Here is a 15,811-nt window from a genome sequence, read left to right as displayed (position 1 = left end):
AGTCCATAACCTGAAACTTCAAACCTGAAACAAAATCAACAAAAATGAAAGAAGAACAAATATCCAGAACTCCATTTCCAAATTCTAAAAAGGTTTATATCGATGGAGAAATTCATCCCATAAAAGTGGCGATGCGAGAAATTGCATTAAGCGATACCAAACTTTCAAACGGCGGAATTGAAAAAAATACTCCCGTAACTGTTTATGATACCTCCGGTGCATATACTGATCCAAATATTGAAATTAATATTAGAAAAGGATTGCCACGCCTACGCGAAAGTTGGATTCTTGACCGAAATGATGTTGAAATCTTAGAAGAAATAACTTCCGATTACGGACAAAGCCGATTAAAAGATGAAAGTCTGAATCATTTACGATTTGAATATTTACATCAACCAAAACGTGCCAAAAAAGGCGCCAACGTAACTCAGTTATATTACGCCAAACAGGGAATAATTACTCCAGAAATGGAATATATCGCAATCCGTGAAAACCAAAGAATTGAACTTTTAAATGAACAAACTAAAGCTATGCAATGTCAACATGGCGGAAATAGTTTTGGTGCCAATACACCAAAAAACAAAATCACTCCTGAATTTGTACGTTCTGAGGTTGCTTGCGGAAGAGCCATTATTCCAAACAATATCAACCATCCAGAAAGTGAACCTATGATTGTCGGTCGTAATTTCTTGGTAAAAATTAATGCTAATATTGGAAATAGCGCGGTGACTTCGAGCATTGAAGAGGAAGTTGAAAAAGCCGTTTGGGCTTGCCGTTGGGGTGCCGACACCATTATGGATCTTTCTACAGGAAAAAATATTCATGAAACCAGAGAATGGATTATTCGAAACTCTCCAGTTCCAATTGGAACCGTTCCGATTTATCAGGCTTTGGAAAAAGTAAAAGGAATTGCCGAAGATTTAACTTGGGAAATTTTCCGTGATACTTTAATTGAACAAGCCGAACAAGGTGTTTCATACTTTACAATTCACGCTGGAGTTTTACTTCGCTATATTCATCTAACTGCTAATCGTGTTACAGGAATCGTTTCTAGAGGCGGATCAATCATGGCAAAATGGTGTTTATTTCATCATAAAGAAAACTTTTTATACACTCATTTTGAAGAAATCTGCGAAATCATGAAACAATACGATGTCGCTTTTTCTCTTGGAGATGGCTTGCGTCCAGGTTCGATTGCTGATGCTAATGACGCTGCTCAATTTGCTGAATTAGAAACTTTAGGCGAATTGACTAAAATTGCTTGGAAACATGATGTTCAAGTTTTTATCGAAGGTCCTGGTCACGTACCAATGCACATGATTAAAGAAAACATGGACAAACAATTAGAACATTGCCATGAAGCGCCATTTTACACTTTAGGCCCATTAACAACAGATATTGCGCCAGGTTATGACCATATTACTTCTGCAATTGGTGCCGCGATGATTGGATGGTACGGATGCGCCATGTTATGTTATGTAACTCCAAAAGAGCATTTAGGTTTACCAAATAAAAAAGACGTTAAAGACGGCGTCATCACTTATAAAATCTCTGCTCATGCAGCCGACTTGGCAAAAGGTCATCCGGGAGCACAATATCGCGATAATGCATTGAGCAAAGCACGTTTTGAATTTCGTTGGGAAGATCAATTCAACTTGGCCTTAGATCCAGATACTGCAAGAGAATTTCACGACGAAACTCTTCCTGCTGACGGCGCAAAAGTCGCACACTTTTGTTCGATGTGCGGGCCTAAATTCTGCTCTATGAAAATATCACAAGAAATTAGAGATGTCGCTGCTGCAGAAAAAGGAATGCAGGAGAAGTCGGAAGAATTTATTGAACAAGGGAAAGAGATTTATATTTAAGTAAAAAGATAATAGAATCAAGAAGAAAGATATGATTGTGATTACAAATCCTTTTTTTATTGAAGATGAAATTCAAATTCTTCACTCTTTATTAGAAGAAGGTTTGTCGTTACTTCATATTCGGAAACCTGATTTTTCTGAACTGGAAATGGCGCAATTTCTTCATCAAATTAAATTAGAATTTCGAGATAAAATGGTTTTGCACAATCATCATGAATTAGCAGAAGATTTTGGAATTAATAGATTTCATTTTTCTGAAAAAGAAAGAATAAACGATACAGATTATCCTGCAAGGTTTTCAAAACCTTGTAGGTCTAAATCGACTTCAACACATTCTATAAAAGATTTTAATTCTTTAGAAAATAATTTTGATTATGCATTCTTAAGTCCAGTTTTTAAAAGTATTTCAAAAGAAAATTATTCGCCTAAAAAAGACCTTTTCAAAGAAATAAAATCAAGAACAAATTATAAAACAAAAATTGTCGCTTTAGGTGGAATTCATTCAGAAAACATTCAAAAAACACTCGAAAATGGTTTTGATGATATTGCACTTCTTGGAGCTGTTTGGAATAATAAAAATCCTTTAAAAGAATTTAAATCATGTCAGAAGATCGTCCTTTCGCACTTACAATCGCAGGTTTAGACCCATCTGGTGGAGCTGGTATTTTAGCCGACATTAAAACCTTTGAACAGCATAAAGTGAGTGGTTTTGCTATTTCAACCGCAAATACCATTCAAACTGAGAATAAATTTTATGAGATTCAATGGACAGATCTAAGTTTTGTTATTCGTTCCATCGAAACACTTTTTTTAAATTATAAAATAAGTGTAGTTAAAATCGGAATTCTGCCTTCTTTACATGATTTGAATCGAATTGTTTCAACTGTAAAACTTTTTTCTCCTTCAACGAAAATTGTTTGGGATCCTGTTTTAAAATCTACTACTAAATTTGAATTTCTTAACATTAAAGATTATCTGGATTTGAATAAAATCATATCCAAAATTGATTTGATTACGCCCAATTATAATGAAATCGAAATACTTTTTCCTGGAATTATTTCAAAAGATTATTTAAAAGAAAATAAAATCTCAACGAATATTCTTTTAAAAGGCGGACATAATACAAGCGCTCTTGGTACAGATCTTTTATTTCTAAAAGATAAAATTGTGGAGTTGCTTCCATCGAATAAAATATGTTTTGAAAAACATGGTTCCGGCTGTGTTCTTTCATCAGCAATCGCTTCCAATTTAGCTCTGGACCAGACCTTAACTGAAGCTTGCAAAAATGCTAAAAACTACATCGAAAACTATCTTAATTCAACCTCAACCTTAATTGGATACCATTATGTATAACAAACTGCAATACATCTCGCAAGGCAATACTATTGAAGAACAATTGTATAATATTCATCAAGCTCTTGATGCTGGATGCAACTGGGTGCAAATGCGTTTTAAAGACCAATCGTTCAAAGACACTTTTACTTTGGCGGAAGGAGTAAAATCTTTATGCGAAGAATATCTGGCTAATTTTATTGTAAACGACGATTTACATCTTGCCGAACAAATTGCGGCAGATGGTGTCCATCTAGGATTAACCGATACCAAAATTGACGAAGCAAGAGCGATTTTAGGCACAACAAAAATTATTGGAGGAACGGCAAATACATTTGAAGATATCGAAAATCATGTAAAAAATGGTTGCGATTATATTGGTTTAGGGCCTTTTAGATTTACTGCGACTAAAGAAAAACTGAGTCCGATTTTGGGTTTATCCGGTTATTTTGACATTCTACAGAAAATGAAAAAGAATAAAATTGAAATTCCTGTTTATGCCATAGGAGGCATCACTTTAAGAGATGTTAGTCCACTCATGGAAACTGGAATTTACGGAATTGCCATTTCAGGAATTATTACAGAAAGTACCGAAAAGGAAATATTAATTCAACAATTAAACGAAAAATTATATGCAAAAGCCATTGTTTAATATTGGAGATAAGAGCCTCAAATCTCGTTTGTTTTTAGGAACGGGCAAATTTGGTTCTAATAGAGAAATGGAAGAGGCTATTTTGGCTTCGGAAAGCGAATTGGTAACAGTTGCTTTAAAACGTATTGATTTGGAAACTGATACAGATGCTATTTTATCACATTTGAAACATCCAAACATCAATTTACTACCTAATACATCTGGAGCTAGAAATGCTAAAGAGGCCGTTTTTGCAGCACAATTGGCTCGCGAAGCTTTAGAAACCAATTGGGTAAAACTAGAGATTCATCCAGATCCAAAATATTTAATGCCCGATCCAATTGAAACTTTAAAAGCGACAGAAGAATTAGCAAAACTTGGTTTTATTGTTCTGCCTTACATTCACGCTGATCCAGTTTTATGCAAACATCTTGAAAGCGCTGGAACAGCTGCCGTTATGCCTTTGGGTTCTCCAATCGGAAGCAATAAAGGCTTAAAAACCATTGATTTTCTTGAACTAATAATTGAACAAAGTAATGTTCCCGTTATTGTAGACGCAGGAATCGGAGCGCCATCAGATGCCGCTAAAGCAATGGAAATAGGCGCCGATGCTGTTTTGGTTAATACTGCAATAGCTGTCGCAGGAAATCCGAAATTAATGGCTGAGGCTTTTAAAGAAGCTGTTATTGCTGGAAGAAAAGCTTTTCAAGCCCGAATTGCTAATCAGCAGAACTTTGCTTCGGCTTCTAGCCCATTGACTTCTTTTCTGTATGATTAATTTTAAACGCAAAGTTCGCAAGGTTTTTTCGCAAAGCACGCAAAGCTTGGCGAACTTTTAAAGCAAAAAAAAAAGAACTCAAAGCTTAGCGTCCTTTGCGTATTCTTAGCGCACTTTGCGCTAAAAAAACAAAAACAAATGAACACATTCAAATCAACTTTTGAACAATATAACTGGGATGACATTCAAACCAAAATATACCAAACAACATCAAAAGATGTCGAACGAACTTTGGCCAAAACCAAATATAATCTCGACGATTTTTTGATTTTGATCTCTCCTATTGCTCAAAATTATTTAGAACAAATGGCACAAAAATGCCATGAAATTACCAAGAAACGTTTCGGAAAAACAATCCAAATGTACGCTCCATTGTATTTAAGCAACGAATGCCAAAACATCTGCACGTACTGCGGATTTAGTTTAGATAATAAAATCAAAAGGAAAACATTAACAGATTCAGAAATAAAACTAGAAGCTGAAGCTTTAAAAAATATCGGTTTTGATCATGTTTTGCTTGTTACAGGCGAAGCGAATTATACAGTAAACATCAACTATTTTTTGAATGCGATTAACTTGATTAAAAACGATTTCTCGATTATTTCCGTTGAAGTCCAACCACTTTCTTTAGAAGATTATGAACGTTTACATAATGCTGGAGTTTATTCTGTTTTAGTTTATCAGGAAACTTATCATCAGGAAGTTTACAAAAAATACCATACTAAAGGTAAAAAATCAAATTTCGATTATAGATTAGAAACTCCAGACAGAATCGGCACAGCCGGAATTCATAAAATTGGTTTGGGCGTTTTATTGGGTTTGGAAGATTGGCGAACCGACAGTTTTTTTAATGCCTTGCATTTAGATTATCTTCAAAAAAAATATTGGCAGACTAAATATTCGGTTTCTTTTCCTCGTCTTCGCCCTGCTGAAGGCATAATCGAACCTAATTTTATTATGGACGATAAAGACCTAACACAATTAATTTGCGCTTACAGATTGTGGAATGAAGATTTAGAAATTTCAATTTCAACTCGTGAAAACGAAAAATTCAGAAACAATATAATTCCAATTGGTGTTACAAGCATGAGCGCAGGCTCTAAAACAAATCCGGGCGGTTATGTTGTCGATCCGCAATCTTTAGAACAATTCGAGATCAGCGACGAACGTTCGGCAGAAGAAATTTCAAAAATCATTAGAAATAAAGGCTACGAACCCGTTTGGAAAGATTGGGACAAAAGTTTTGGTACAAATTACAATATTTTAAATCCCAAATTCCAATCTAAAATCTAAAATCATCAATCTAAAATTAAAAAATGAGCATTATTCAAGAATTTCTGCGTTACGGCAGACAAACTATTCTTCCCGAAATTGGCGATGAAGGTCAGGAAAAACTAAAAAAAGCAAAGGTTTTAGTGATTGGAGCTGGCGGTTTAGGTTGTCCGATTTTACAATATATTGCTACTGCTGGAGTTGGTTTTATCGGAATTATGGATTTTGACACCATTGAAATTCATAATCTGCATAGACAGATTTTATATACTGAAGATGAGATTGGAAAACCTAAAGCTATTGTCGCACAAAAAGTAGTTTCAAAACTAAATCCGTTGATTGAAGCTGTTGCCATTAATGAAAAACTGACGACAGAAAACGCTTCGGAAATTATAGAACAATTTGATATTGTTGTAGACGGTTCCGATAATTTTTCGACCCGTTATTTGGTAAATGATACCTGTGTTAAATTAAAAAAGACTTTAGTTTATGGAAGTATTTTAAGATTTGAAGGACAAATAGCAGTTTTCAATCATAACGGAAGTAAAAATCTTCGCGATTTATTTCCAGAAATGCCAGATCCTAAAGATGTTCCTAATTGCAATCTGAATGGCGTTTTAGGAACTTTACCTGGAATTATCGGAAATATGATGGCACACGAAACACTGAAATTGATTCTAGAATTGCCTTCATTAAAAAATGAATTGGTAATTTTTAATACTTTAAATTGGAACTTCACAAAATTGAATTTCTAAAAAACTAATTCATCGCCCACACTAATAATCCCTGAATTTAAACTCACAATATTAGTCCCAAATAAAACCGAATTATCTACATTTCTGTATTTACTTAAAGTTTTAAGAGGTTCTTTTTTTACAATTCCTTTTTGCGGATCATTATTAACCATAATACATCTTCCGCAGGGCTTTATATTTTTAAATTGAACTTCTCCAATCTTGAAAGTTTTAAAATCATCTTCTTCGTGAGCATTTTTTGTACTTACAACAATATTTGGACGAAACCTCTTAATTGTGATTTTTTCTTCTAGCTTTTCATTCAAAAAATCAAGACTTTCTGTTCCGATTAATAAATACGGATATCCGTCGGCAAGGCTAACATTGAAGGTTTCTTTTAATTTAGAACTTTCATGTTTTCTGTCGCCATTTTTAATGATTTTCACGAGTTTACATTCAAAACCTAACTTATCGCTAAACCATTTTGATGAATTTTTATTGACTTCGAAAACTTCACTTTTATCGTCCCAAACTTGCGAATCGATTGATTTTTCAAGATGTTCACTAATTAAAAATTCGTGAGTTTCGTCTTCAAAAACAATTTTAATTTTATCTCCTGAAATTTCAGGATAAAACTGACTCATTTTTGGATATTCTCTTTGAGTTACATGTACATTTTCAGCGTTAATAAGCATCCAGCGACGGTCATTTTCAAATCCCATTTCTTCTGCATTGGCACTTTTTAAACTAATGCCTGCCAAACTTTTTACTGGATAAATATAAATTTCTTTTACATTGTAAACTGTGCTCATTTTCATTTACTTTTTAAAATGGACATAAACTCTTCGCGATCAATTTCACGACAACCTAAACTCTCTAAATGAGGATTATAAACCTGACAGTCTAGTAATTTGTACTTTTCTTTTTGCAAATATAAAGCTAAAGCGATAAAAGCAACCTTTGATGCATTTGAAACTTTAGAAAACATACTTTCTCCGCAAAATATATTTCCTTTTCCTAAATCAATTCCGTACAAACCACCAACCAAAGTTTCGTCTTGCCAAACCTCAACAGATTTAGCAATTCCTTCTTCATTTAATTTGCAATAAGCGTCAATCATTTCATTAGAAATCCAAGTTCCATTTTGTCCATCGCGTTTTATTTGTTGGCAATTAGAAATGACTTCTTTAAAATTTTTATTATAAGTAACTTTAAACATTCTTCTATTGAGAATATTTCTCATGCTTTTTGATATTACTAATTCATCAAAAAACAATACCATTCTTGGATCTGGTGCCCACCAAAGAATTGGTTCTCCTTCATTAAACCAAGGAAAAATACCACTTTTGTAAGCCAATTGTAAACGCTCTGAACTTAAATCGCCTCCAATTGCCAAGACACCTTCTTCGTCCGCTTCGGTAACAGGCGGAAAAAATAAATCGTTAAACAGGTAATACATCTTTCTAAAATAATCGATATCAAAAAGTTGAAATAAAAAATTCCAAACTCCAAATTCAGTCGAATGAATTGGAATTTGGAATTTAAAATATTGTAATTTCTAAATTCTTAGAACGGTAAATCGTCTGGTTCGTCTTCGCTTACATTTGTTGCAGGAGCAAAAGTTTGTGCAGTTGGCATTGGCGGTGCTTGAGTTGGCGCTTCGTTACCTACTCTTTCGATTCTCCAACCTTGAATACTATTGAAATATCTTGTTTCTCCTTGTGGATTAACCCACTCTCTTCCTCTTAAATTGATAGAAACTTTTACCGGCTCTCCTTGCTTATAGCTGCTTAATAAATCGCATTTATCTTGTGTAAATTCGATTAAAATATGCTGTGGATACTGCTCATCTGTAGTAACAACCAATTCTCTTTTTTTGAATGATGCACTAACTTGCTGCTCTGGGTTAACCACTTTTACTTTTCCTATAACTTCCATCTTCGTTTATATTAATTATTGTTTCTATTCTTTTTATTTTTTTGCTAAAAGCACTTTCCAAGCCGATTCTACATCACCACTATCTAAGTACTTTTTTGCTTCTAAGTGCACTTTTTTCTGGTCATCAGAGCTTAAAACTCCTTTTACTGAAAAATTTTCCTTCACAAATATACTAACTTCTTCTTTTGTAGGCAAGACTTCAATATTGCCTAATTTTCCTAAATCATTTCCATCAAAAACGTCACTTTGTTTTACAAAATCTGGAATTGCATCTACACCTACTCCTAATGTTGTCAAGGGTTTTGCTACTTCAAAAAGCCCTTGATTGGATCTAGAATACCAATCTTTTCCTAATCTTGAAACCAAATCAATTTTATGCTGATCTATTGCTCCATTTTCGTCTAAAATTGATTCATCGATATGTATTTTTACAACTTCACACAAAATCAAATTTCCTGCTCCTCCTTCAGTTCCTAACGGAATAATTTGCGTTATCTTGCATTCAAACTGAACTGGAGATTCTTTTACTCGATAAGGTTTTACAATATCTGAAGGAATTTGTGTTAAACCAGCTTTTATAAATTCATTTACACCTTCTGCATATTCTGTACTTGCTAATGAAGTTTGCTGAACTATATCGTAATTTACAACATTAATTACAACTTCTCTAGTTTCTTCAGCATTAATCAAAGTGTGTTTTATCGTATTGTCTCGAACACGTCTTGAAGGTGAAAAAACCAAAATTGGCGGATTGGAACTAAATACGTTAAAAAAACTGAAAGGCGACAAATTCGGAATTCCTTTTTTACTTATTGTACTTGCAAAAGCTATTGGCCTTGGACCTACAGCACTTTGTAAATAACCTTGTAATTTTACTGTTGGTATCTCCTTCGGATTGATGCTAATCATAAATTTATCTTTTTAACCAAACCTCATTTTGGTACTTGCAAAAGTATTGAAATCGTTTAACTAGAAGAAATACTTTTGGAGATAAAAACTAAAAATCTTTCAGTATACGCAAAATATAAAATGTGTATATTTCGTTATATTTATACTTCAAAATAATTGATATGTCTTTTTCTGAAAGAACAAATACAACCCGCTGGATTATTATTTCGGTTTGCTTTATTATCATTTCTCTAATTCTTTGGAACACTTACACTTTCTTCCAAATATTTAAAATTGAGGAGCGTTTAAAGATGAAGCTTTTTGTAAATGCTCAAATTACGCTTGTAAATGCTAACGAAAACACCGATGTAGAGCTACCTCTTCAAATTTTCAGCAATAATACTACAATTCCGGGTATTATAATGCTGTATGATAAAGTGGTGAGCGCAAAAAATGTTCCTGACGAAGTGCTTAATGACAAGAAAAAAAGAACGGCTTTTTTGAATAAGTTAAAGGGAGAAAATGAACCTATTACTTTTGAATATGCGCCTGGAAAATATCAGACATTATATTATGGAAATTCAGAATTACTCAATAAACTTAAGTATTATCCGATTGCTTTAGCACTTATTATTTTCTTATGTATTGCCCTGATTTATAATTTTTATAAAAGCACAAAAATGGCGACTCAAAATAAACTTTGGGCAGGAATGGCAAAAGAAACGGCTCATCAAATCGGAACTCCTTTGTCTTCTCTAATTGGTTGGGTCGAGATTTTAAAAACAGAAGAAATCGATCCGTCCATTTCTATAGAAATAGAAAAAGATATTGAGCGCCTGCAAACTATTACAGATCGTTTTTCTAAAATTGGTTCTGTGCCTGTTTTAGGAATTTATGATATTGTTGAAGAAACCAAAAATGCATACGAGTATCTTCAATCTCGATTTTCTAAACAAGTTGCTTTTTCGTTTAAAGCTCCAGAAAATCCAATTTTAGGCATGATTAATCCGACTTTGCATAGCTGGACTATCGAAAATTTGGTTAAAAATGCCATTGATGCGATGAAAGGAAAAGGAACCTTAGATCTTCAAATTGAACAAGACACTCATCATGTAAAAATCAATATTAAAGATTCTGGAACCGGGATTTCTAAAAAACAATTTAAAACCATTTTCGAACCTGGTTTTACCACCAAAAAACGCGGCTGGGGACTAGGACTTTCTCTAACTAAAAGAATTGTAGAAGAATATCACAACGGAAAAATTAAGGTTTTGAATTCAGAAATTGGCAAAGGAACTACGTTTCAGATTTTATTAAATAAAAAAGTGCAGTAAATAATTTTACTGCACTTTTTTATTTATTTTGTCAGACTGAGCGAAGTCGAAGTCTTTATAAATTCGCTTGAATATCTTTTGCTAAAGCTTCAAATTCTTCTTTAGAAAGAGATACTTTATCAATAAAACGCATTTCATCCATATGGTTTAAAGGAATCAAATGTACGTGTGCGTGTGGCACTTCAAGTCCAACAACAGCAATTCCGACTCTTTTGCATGGAACTGTTTTTTCTAAAGCTGCAGCAACTTTTTTAGAAAACTTCATTAAACCTAAATACAGCTCTTCATCCATATCAAAAATCTTATCGATTTCTTGTTTCGGAATACAAAGTGTATGTCCTTTCGCGTTTGGATTTACATCTAAAAATGCTAAAAATTTATCGTCTTCAGCAATTTTATAAGCAGGAATTTCTCCGTTTACTATTTTAGTGAATATTGATGCCATTTTTGTTTATTTGTTTAATCGTTGATTCGTTTAACCGATTAAACAATTAACCGATTAAACAAAAGAAAATTTAGTCTCTCGAAATTTCAAGAATTTCAAATTTCAAAACTCCATTTGGAACTGTAATTTCTGCTACTTCCCCAACAGATTTTCCAAGTAAACCTTTTCCGATAGGAGATGTTACAGAGATTTTTCCTGTTTTTAAATCTGCTTCGCTTTCTGCTACAAGAGTATATTTCATCTCCATTCCGTTACTTTGATTTTTGATTTTCACATTAGATAAAACCAAAACTTTAGAAACGTCTAATTGAGATTCATCAATTAATCGTGCATTTGCATAAACTTCTTCTAGTTTAGCAATTCTCATTTCTAATAAACCCTGTGCTTCTTTTGCTGCATCATATTCCGCATTTTCAGATAAATCTCCTTTATCTCTTGCGTCTGCAATATCTTGAGATGCTTTTGGACGCATTACACTTTTTAAATGCTCCAACTCATCTTTTAATTTTTTTAATCCTTCAGCTGTATAATAAGATACTTTACTCATAACTTCATCGTTTATATAAATACAAAAAATCCCATCGCGACGGGATTTTCTTACCACAAATATACTATTATTTTTAATAGTACATAATTATATGTTAATCATATAGATTTCAAATCTAAATAAATTATTTTTGTTTTAACTAAATCGTATTCAAATAATGAAAAAAATCTGGTTCTTTATCGCTTTTACCGCTGTTTTATTCTCTTGCAGCGACAACAACAGGAGTAACAATAATCCGTACATTCCGAATTATGCTATAAACGTATATCTGGATAGCAATCTTCCAACATATAACAATTTGAAATTTGTAAGTAATCCTGTGTATGTTGCCAACTATGGAGCAAAAGGAATTATTGTAATGAAAACTGGTGAAGGAACTTACACCGCTTTTGATGCCGCATGTCCAAATCAGGCAATTACATCTTGTGCAGCCATGACCATTAGTGGTATTTACGCAGTGTGTTCTTGCGATAAAGTGCAATATAATTTATTTACAGGATTGGGAGGAAAAGAATATCCGATGAAACAGTATCGCGCAGAAGGATCTGGAACTGTGATTCATGTTTACAATTAAAATAAAAAAAAAGCCTGAAAATAGAACTTTCAGGCTTTTTTTATAGGTTTAATTTTATTTAGAACTTCAAACTCAATCCAATCAAGAAATTCCTTCCTGCTTGCGGATAATAGTATGGATAAATATCATACATTGCTCCGTTTGAAATGTATTTTTTATTGAAAATATTATTCACTAAAGCAGTAACTGTAATTGATTTAAATATTGATTTCGGTTTTATCTCATAAGAAGCATTCAAATCGTTTACAAAGTAATCTGCCAATTTTGCTGCGGGAAGCTCAATATTATTCATGAATTGTTCTCCTACATACTTTTGTAGCAATGACAGATATAATCCTTCAATTGGTTTGTAAACAATTACGTTTCCAGCAATAATTTCTGGAGAATAGGCAATTTTTGTTGTTCCGTAATATTCGCCATCAACTGCTAAATCTACATTTTTATTGCTACTTAAAGTAAAGTTTGGTCTAAAAAAGATCTTATCTGTAATAGCAATTGTCGCATCAATTTCGACACCTAAACGATAACTTTTTTCTGAATTGGCACGAATCGGATTTCCAACATCATCTAATGTTCCCGTTAAAATTAATTGATCTTTGTAGGCCATATAATATACATTAGAATTCAATTGTACGATTTCTGAATTGAATCTCCAGCCTAATTCATAATCATTTAATTTTTCTGGTTTCACATTTCCGCCTTCATAATCAGTTCTGTTTGGTTCGCGATTAGCTCTTGCGTATGAAAAGTACAAAGTGCTTTTTTCACTAAAAGCATAGTTCAGACCAGCTTTCGGATTAAAGAAATTGAAATTATCATTTACTAAACCAGTATCTGCACTATTGGCTTTGTAATGTACATTTCTGTATTGCAAATCGCCGTACAAACTCAATTGTTCTGTTAATTGATAATTGGCTTTTGCGAAAATATTACCATCAGTTTTTGTTGAGAAATCATCATAGTAGTGATCTCCTAATTCTGATGTTGAAGCATATCTCGCCCAAATTACTTTTCCAAAATGATCGCCTTCGTATTTATTCCATCCTCCACCTAAGATAACATCTAAACCATCTGTTACATATTTTGCAGAAAAAGTAGTTCCGTAAAAATCGTTGTCTAACCATTTTTGACGTATCAAATCTGTTGTCGTTATTGTTCCAACAGGAGCTAAAGCATATTCAGACATTTCCGCGTCTTCTTTGTAATTTTCAAAATAGCCTTTTCCTTTTGTATAATGAAGTGCAAAATTTGTGCTCCATTTATCAGAAATCGATTCGCTCCAATGTAATTGATAATGATCTTGGTTGTAATTATCGGTTTCATTATCATAATAACGTTTAACACCAAATTCATCCGTGTATTCTCCTGCTGAATTATATCTGCGATTTTCGCTTAATTTTTCGCTATCAATTCCGTTCCAAGATTGATATGTTTTCTGAGTTCCACCAAAAACCAAAGCCTTAATCAAAGTTGTTTTTCCAACATAAGTTCCTTGCAAGAAATACGATTTTAAATCTGCGCTACCACGATCGATATAACCATCTGTTTTTATGGCAGACAAACGACCAGCAATTTCAAAATGATCGTTTAATAAACCAGTACTAAATTTTACTGTATTTTTTAATGTATTGAATGATCCAGCAGAACTTGAGATCTCCCCTGTTGCTTTTCTAGCATAACTATCTGTCAGCATATTTAAACTTGCTCCAAAAGCACCAGCTCCGTTTGTAGAAGTTCCTACACCACGCTGCAATTGAAGGCTTTCTACAGAAGAAGCAAAATCGGGCATGTTTACCCAAAAAGTTCCCTGACTTTCGGCATCGTTGTATGGAATTCCGTTTATGGTAACATTTACACGTGTAGCATCGCTTCCACGTACACGGATTCCTGTATAACCAACACCATTTCCAGCATCGGAAGTTGTTACTACAGATGGAAGATAGTTCATTAAGACTGGAATGTCTTGACCTAAATTTCTGTATTTAATTTCCTTTTTATCCATATTACTAAAACTCACTGGAGTTTTTGAAGTAACACGAACCGCCGAAACTAATACCTCGTCAAGAGAATTTACTTTTGTAGAATCTTTCTGTTGCTGTGCAAAAGAGCAAAGAGCAAAGAATAGAGAAAATGTAGAAAAGACAAATTTGGTTCCGACTTTCTTTTGAGCCTTTGAACCTTTGAACCTTAGTACCTCAGTACCTAAAAAAAAAGTTTTCATTCGTAAAGAATTACGAATAAAAGGGGGAATTATTCTTTTGTTAAATTAATAAATGTGTTTCACGACAAAATAAAGTGTGCACGCTCGATAGTGTCGTTTTTCCCTTAGCAACATTACTCGCTCAGGTTCTTTGGGTATGATCTCAGCTCGTTATTTAGAGCACCCCTTTGAGACAGTGCAAATTTAGTGTTAAAAATTTCAAAAATCAATAGTAACGTCAAAAATCAAAACTCGCAAGTGATTTTTATTATTTTTACTTATAAATTAAGATACTTATATCTGCTTTTTGCAATATAAAGCTTTCGCATTAAATCCTTATATTCATAAATTTCGAAGGAATTAATTTTTACTTTTTTACCTGAAAACAACTGAATTACAGCTTCTTTCCCTTCATGAACATTATAAACAGTTCCGTTTACATTTGGTTTAACTTTATAATCTTTCTCCAAAATTTTATCAATATCTCCTAAGCAAATTGTTTTTTTCAGAAAGAAAAAAGGATATTTAATAATAAGATTAGATGATGTTAGAATTACAATTTTCATTTTTAAAGCTAATGATAAAGACCACAAACAGAAGAAAATGAGTATCGTAAAAAAGGTATAATATAAAACTTCAGCTGTTTTTAAATCTACTGTTGTTGTTGCACGCAACCCTTTAGATCTAGAATTATATAATAAAAAGATTATCCAGCCAAAAAAGGCACCTCCAATAATTCCCCAAAATATTGACATAAAATTTGGCAAAGTTTTAAATAACACTTTTTTCGATTTTGGATTCATTTACTTGAAATATTAAAAAAATGTTTTTTTTAAACTATTTATACTCTCTTCTTAAACAACAAAATCAATCCAAATTTGGCTTTTTACGAGATTGTTTCAAGTCCGAAACATTCTTTTTATCCTTAATTCTTTTTTTAATTACCGATTTTGGAACTTTTGTAGCCTTCCTAACTTTTGGAACATATAATCCTTTTTTGATTATTTCTAAAAATCTTTTAATAACAATTTCTTTGTTTTTAAGCTGGCTTCGATCTTCGTCACAGTTTAAAATTAGAATATTTTCAGAAGTTAATCTTGTCAATAGATTTTCTTTTAAGAGTAATTTTTCTTCATCAGACAATGCTTGAGAAGCATTCAAATCAAAATTCAAAACAATTTTTGACGAAACTTTATTTACGTTTTGCCCACCAGCTCCACTACTTCGAACAGCCTTAAAACTTAATTCTGATATGATTTTTTCTACATTCATA

Annotated in this window: 18 protein-coding genes; 9 read left to right on the top strand and 9 right to left on the bottom strand. The window is 32.9% G+C overall.

What is annotated here, in order from left to right:
• The first annotated feature begins 44 nt into the window (after positions 1-44).
• From thiC to HNP35_RS05315, 7 genes are all read left to right on the top strand, one after another.
• Complete coding sequence (thiC, locus tag HNP35_RS05345) at positions 45-1,865, top strand: phosphomethylpyrimidine synthase ThiC (protein ID WP_184157861.1); 1,821 nt, start codon at positions 45-47, stop codon at positions 1,863-1,865.
• Between the two features lie 31 nt (positions 1,866-1,896).
• Entirely contained in the window at positions 1,897-2,508 is a 612-nt protein-coding gene (locus HNP35_RS05340) for a thiamine phosphate synthase (RefSeq protein WP_184157862.1), read from the top strand.
• Positions 2,466-3,218: a hydroxymethylpyrimidine/phosphomethylpyrimidine kinase gene (locus HNP35_RS05335; RefSeq protein WP_184157863.1), complete on the top strand. Its 753-nt coding sequence runs from the start codon at positions 2,466-2,468 to the stop codon at positions 3,216-3,218. The genes HNP35_RS05340 and HNP35_RS05335 overlap by 43 nt, the downstream gene beginning before the upstream one ends.
• On the top strand, positions 3,211-3,849 hold the full coding sequence (locus HNP35_RS05330) for a thiamine phosphate synthase (RefSeq protein ID WP_184157864.1): 639 nt from the start codon (positions 3,211-3,213) through the stop codon (positions 3,847-3,849). The genes HNP35_RS05335 and HNP35_RS05330 overlap by 8 nt, the downstream gene beginning before the upstream one ends.
• The gene (locus tag HNP35_RS05325; protein ID WP_281383330.1) at positions 3,830-4,606 is read left to right on the top strand and encodes a thiazole synthase; all 777 of its coding nucleotides are present in this window, start codon (positions 3,830-3,832) and stop codon (positions 4,604-4,606) included. The genes HNP35_RS05330 and HNP35_RS05325 overlap by 20 nt, the downstream gene beginning before the upstream one ends.
• 138 nt (positions 4,607-4,744) lie before the next feature.
• Positions 4,745-5,899, top strand: coding sequence for a 2-iminoacetate synthase ThiH (gene thiH, locus HNP35_RS05320; RefSeq protein ID WP_184157865.1), 1,155 nt, complete (start codon positions 4,745-4,747; stop codon positions 5,897-5,899).
• Positions 5,900-5,922: 23 nt separating this feature from the next.
• The gene (locus HNP35_RS05315) at positions 5,923-6,633 is read left to right on the top strand and encodes a HesA/MoeB/ThiF family protein (RefSeq protein ID WP_184157866.1); all 711 of its coding nucleotides are present in this window, start codon (positions 5,923-5,925) and stop codon (positions 6,631-6,633) included.
• On the opposite strand, the gene HNP35_RS05310 is transcribed toward HNP35_RS05315, so the two are convergent.
• The 4 genes from HNP35_RS05310 to HNP35_RS05295 form a co-directional block, all read right to left on the bottom strand.
• On the bottom strand, positions 6,630-7,424 hold the full coding sequence (locus HNP35_RS05310) for an MOSC domain-containing protein (protein ID WP_184157867.1): 795 nt from the start codon (positions 7,422-7,424) through the stop codon (positions 6,630-6,632). The genes HNP35_RS05315 and HNP35_RS05310 overlap by 4 nt on opposite strands.
• Before the next feature lie 2 nt (positions 7,425-7,426).
• Complete coding sequence (aat, locus tag HNP35_RS05305) at positions 7,427-8,071, bottom strand: leucyl/phenylalanyl-tRNA--protein transferase (protein ID WP_184157868.1); 645 nt, start codon at positions 8,069-8,071, stop codon at positions 7,427-7,429.
• A 107-nt stretch (positions 8,072-8,178) separates the two neighbouring features.
• Positions 8,179-8,550 carry a DUF3127 domain-containing protein gene (locus HNP35_RS05300; protein WP_115888273.1) on the bottom strand — a complete coding sequence of 124 codons (372 nt, stop codon included), beginning with the start codon at positions 8,548-8,550 and terminating at the stop codon, positions 8,179-8,181.
• Positions 8,551-8,583: 33 nt separating this feature from the next.
• On the bottom strand, positions 8,584-9,459 hold the full coding sequence (locus HNP35_RS05295; protein ID WP_184157869.1) for a flavin reductase family protein: 876 nt from the start codon (positions 9,457-9,459) through the stop codon (positions 8,584-8,586).
• 161 nt (positions 9,460-9,620) lie between these two features.
• On the opposite strand from HNP35_RS05295, the gene HNP35_RS05290 reads away from it, so the two are divergent.
• Positions 9,621-10,772 (top strand): sensor histidine kinase, encoded by a 1,152-nt coding sequence (locus tag HNP35_RS05290; RefSeq protein ID WP_184157870.1) that lies wholly within the window; start codon positions 9,621-9,623, stop codon positions 10,770-10,772.
• 55 nt (positions 10,773-10,827) lie between these two features.
• Here the strand turns inward: HNP35_RS05290 and HNP35_RS05285 are convergent, their stop codons facing one another.
• Positions 10,828-11,217, bottom strand: coding sequence for an HIT family protein (locus HNP35_RS05285; RefSeq protein ID WP_184157871.1), 390 nt, complete (start codon positions 11,215-11,217; stop codon positions 10,828-10,830).
• Positions 11,218-11,287: 70 nt separating this feature from the next.
• A complete protein-coding gene (greA, locus tag HNP35_RS05280; protein ID WP_026728641.1) occupies positions 11,288-11,764 on the bottom strand; it encodes a transcription elongation factor GreA in 477 nt (158 codons plus the stop codon).
• Positions 11,765-11,921: 157 nt separating this feature from the next.
• Here greA and HNP35_RS05275 point away from each other — a divergent pair, with 157 nt between their 5' ends.
• Entirely contained in the window at positions 11,922-12,338 is a 417-nt protein-coding gene (locus HNP35_RS05275) for a hypothetical protein (protein WP_184157872.1), read from the top strand.
• A 58-nt stretch (positions 12,339-12,396) separates the two neighbouring features.
• On the opposite strand, the gene HNP35_RS05270 is transcribed toward HNP35_RS05275, so the two are convergent.
• The 3 genes from HNP35_RS05270 to arfB all read right to left on the bottom strand — a co-directional run bounded on the left by HNP35_RS05270 (position 12,397) and on the right by arfB (position 15,810).
• Positions 12,397-14,559 carry a TonB-dependent receptor gene (locus HNP35_RS05270; RefSeq protein WP_184157873.1) on the bottom strand — a complete coding sequence of 721 codons (2,163 nt, stop codon included), beginning with the start codon at positions 14,557-14,559 and terminating at the stop codon, positions 12,397-12,399.
• Between the two features lie 257 nt (positions 14,560-14,816).
• On the bottom strand, positions 14,817-15,293 hold the full coding sequence (locus HNP35_RS05265) for a hypothetical protein (protein ID WP_184157874.1): 477 nt from the start codon (positions 15,291-15,293) through the stop codon (positions 14,817-14,819).
• Positions 15,294-15,405: 112 nt separating this feature from the next.
• On the bottom strand, positions 15,406-15,810 hold the full coding sequence (arfB, locus tag HNP35_RS05260) for an alternative ribosome rescue aminoacyl-tRNA hydrolase ArfB (RefSeq protein ID WP_184157875.1): 405 nt from the start codon (positions 15,808-15,810) through the stop codon (positions 15,406-15,408).
• Position 15,811: the final 1 nt, after the last annotated feature.

This window comes from Flavobacterium notoginsengisoli (assembly GCF_014207905.1).
Lineage (GTDB): Bacteria > Bacteroidota > Bacteroidia > Flavobacteriales > Flavobacteriaceae > Flavobacterium > Flavobacterium notoginsengisoli_A.
The sequence above is the reverse complement of the archived record's forward strand: the minus strand, read 5'-3'. Positions and strand labels throughout refer to the sequence as shown.

Excerpts from the sequence above, each read along its gene's own strand:
- thiC (WP_184157861.1), top strand. The coding sequence starts at position 45 with ATGAAAGAAGAACAAATATCCAGAACTCCATTTCCAAATTCTAAAAAG.
- HNP35_RS05340 (WP_184157862.1), top strand. The coding sequence starts at position 1,897 with ATGATTGTGATTACAAATCCTTTTTTTATTGAAGATGAAATTCAAATT.
- HNP35_RS05335 (WP_184157863.1), top strand. The coding sequence starts at position 2,466 with ATGTCAGAAGATCGTCCTTTCGCACTTACAATCGCAGGTTTAGACCCA.
- HNP35_RS05330 (WP_184157864.1), top strand. The coding sequence starts at position 3,211 with ATGTATAACAAACTGCAATACATCTCGCAAGGCAATACTATTGAAGAA.
- HNP35_RS05325 (WP_281383330.1), top strand. The coding sequence starts at position 3,830 with ATGCAAAAGCCATTGTTTAATATTGGAGATAAGAGCCTCAAATCTCGT.
- thiH (WP_184157865.1), top strand. The coding sequence starts at position 4,745 with ATGAACACATTCAAATCAACTTTTGAACAATATAACTGGGATGACATT.
- HNP35_RS05315 (WP_184157866.1), top strand. The coding sequence starts at position 5,923 with ATGAGCATTATTCAAGAATTTCTGCGTTACGGCAGACAAACTATTCTT.
- HNP35_RS05310 (WP_184157867.1), bottom strand. The coding sequence starts at position 7,424 with ATGAGCACAGTTTACAATGTAAAAGAAATTTATATTTATCCAGTAAAA.
- aat (WP_184157868.1), bottom strand. The coding sequence starts at position 8,071 with ATGTATTACCTGTTTAACGATTTATTTTTTCCGCCTGTTACCGAAGCG.
- HNP35_RS05300 (WP_115888273.1), bottom strand. The coding sequence starts at position 8,550 with ATGGAAGTTATAGGAAAAGTAAAAGTGGTTAACCCAGAGCAGCAAGTT.
- HNP35_RS05295 (WP_184157869.1), bottom strand. The coding sequence starts at position 9,459 with ATGATTAGCATCAATCCGAAGGAGATACCAACAGTAAAATTACAAGGT.
- HNP35_RS05290 (WP_184157870.1), top strand. The coding sequence starts at position 9,621 with ATGTCTTTTTCTGAAAGAACAAATACAACCCGCTGGATTATTATTTCG.
- HNP35_RS05285 (WP_184157871.1), bottom strand. The coding sequence starts at position 11,217 with ATGGCATCAATATTCACTAAAATAGTAAACGGAGAAATTCCTGCTTAT.
- greA (WP_026728641.1), bottom strand. The coding sequence starts at position 11,764 with ATGAGTAAAGTATCTTATTATACAGCTGAAGGATTAAAAAAATTAAAA.
- HNP35_RS05275 (WP_184157872.1), top strand. The coding sequence starts at position 11,922 with ATGAAAAAAATCTGGTTCTTTATCGCTTTTACCGCTGTTTTATTCTCT.
- HNP35_RS05270 (WP_184157873.1), bottom strand. The coding sequence starts at position 14,559 with ATGAAAACTTTTTTTTTAGGTACTGAGGTACTAAGGTTCAAAGGTTCA.
- HNP35_RS05265 (WP_184157874.1), bottom strand. The coding sequence starts at position 15,293 with ATGTCAATATTTTGGGGAATTATTGGAGGTGCCTTTTTTGGCTGGATA.
- arfB (WP_184157875.1), bottom strand. The coding sequence starts at position 15,810 with ATGAATGTAGAAAAAATCATATCAGAATTAAGTTTTAAGGCTGTTCGA.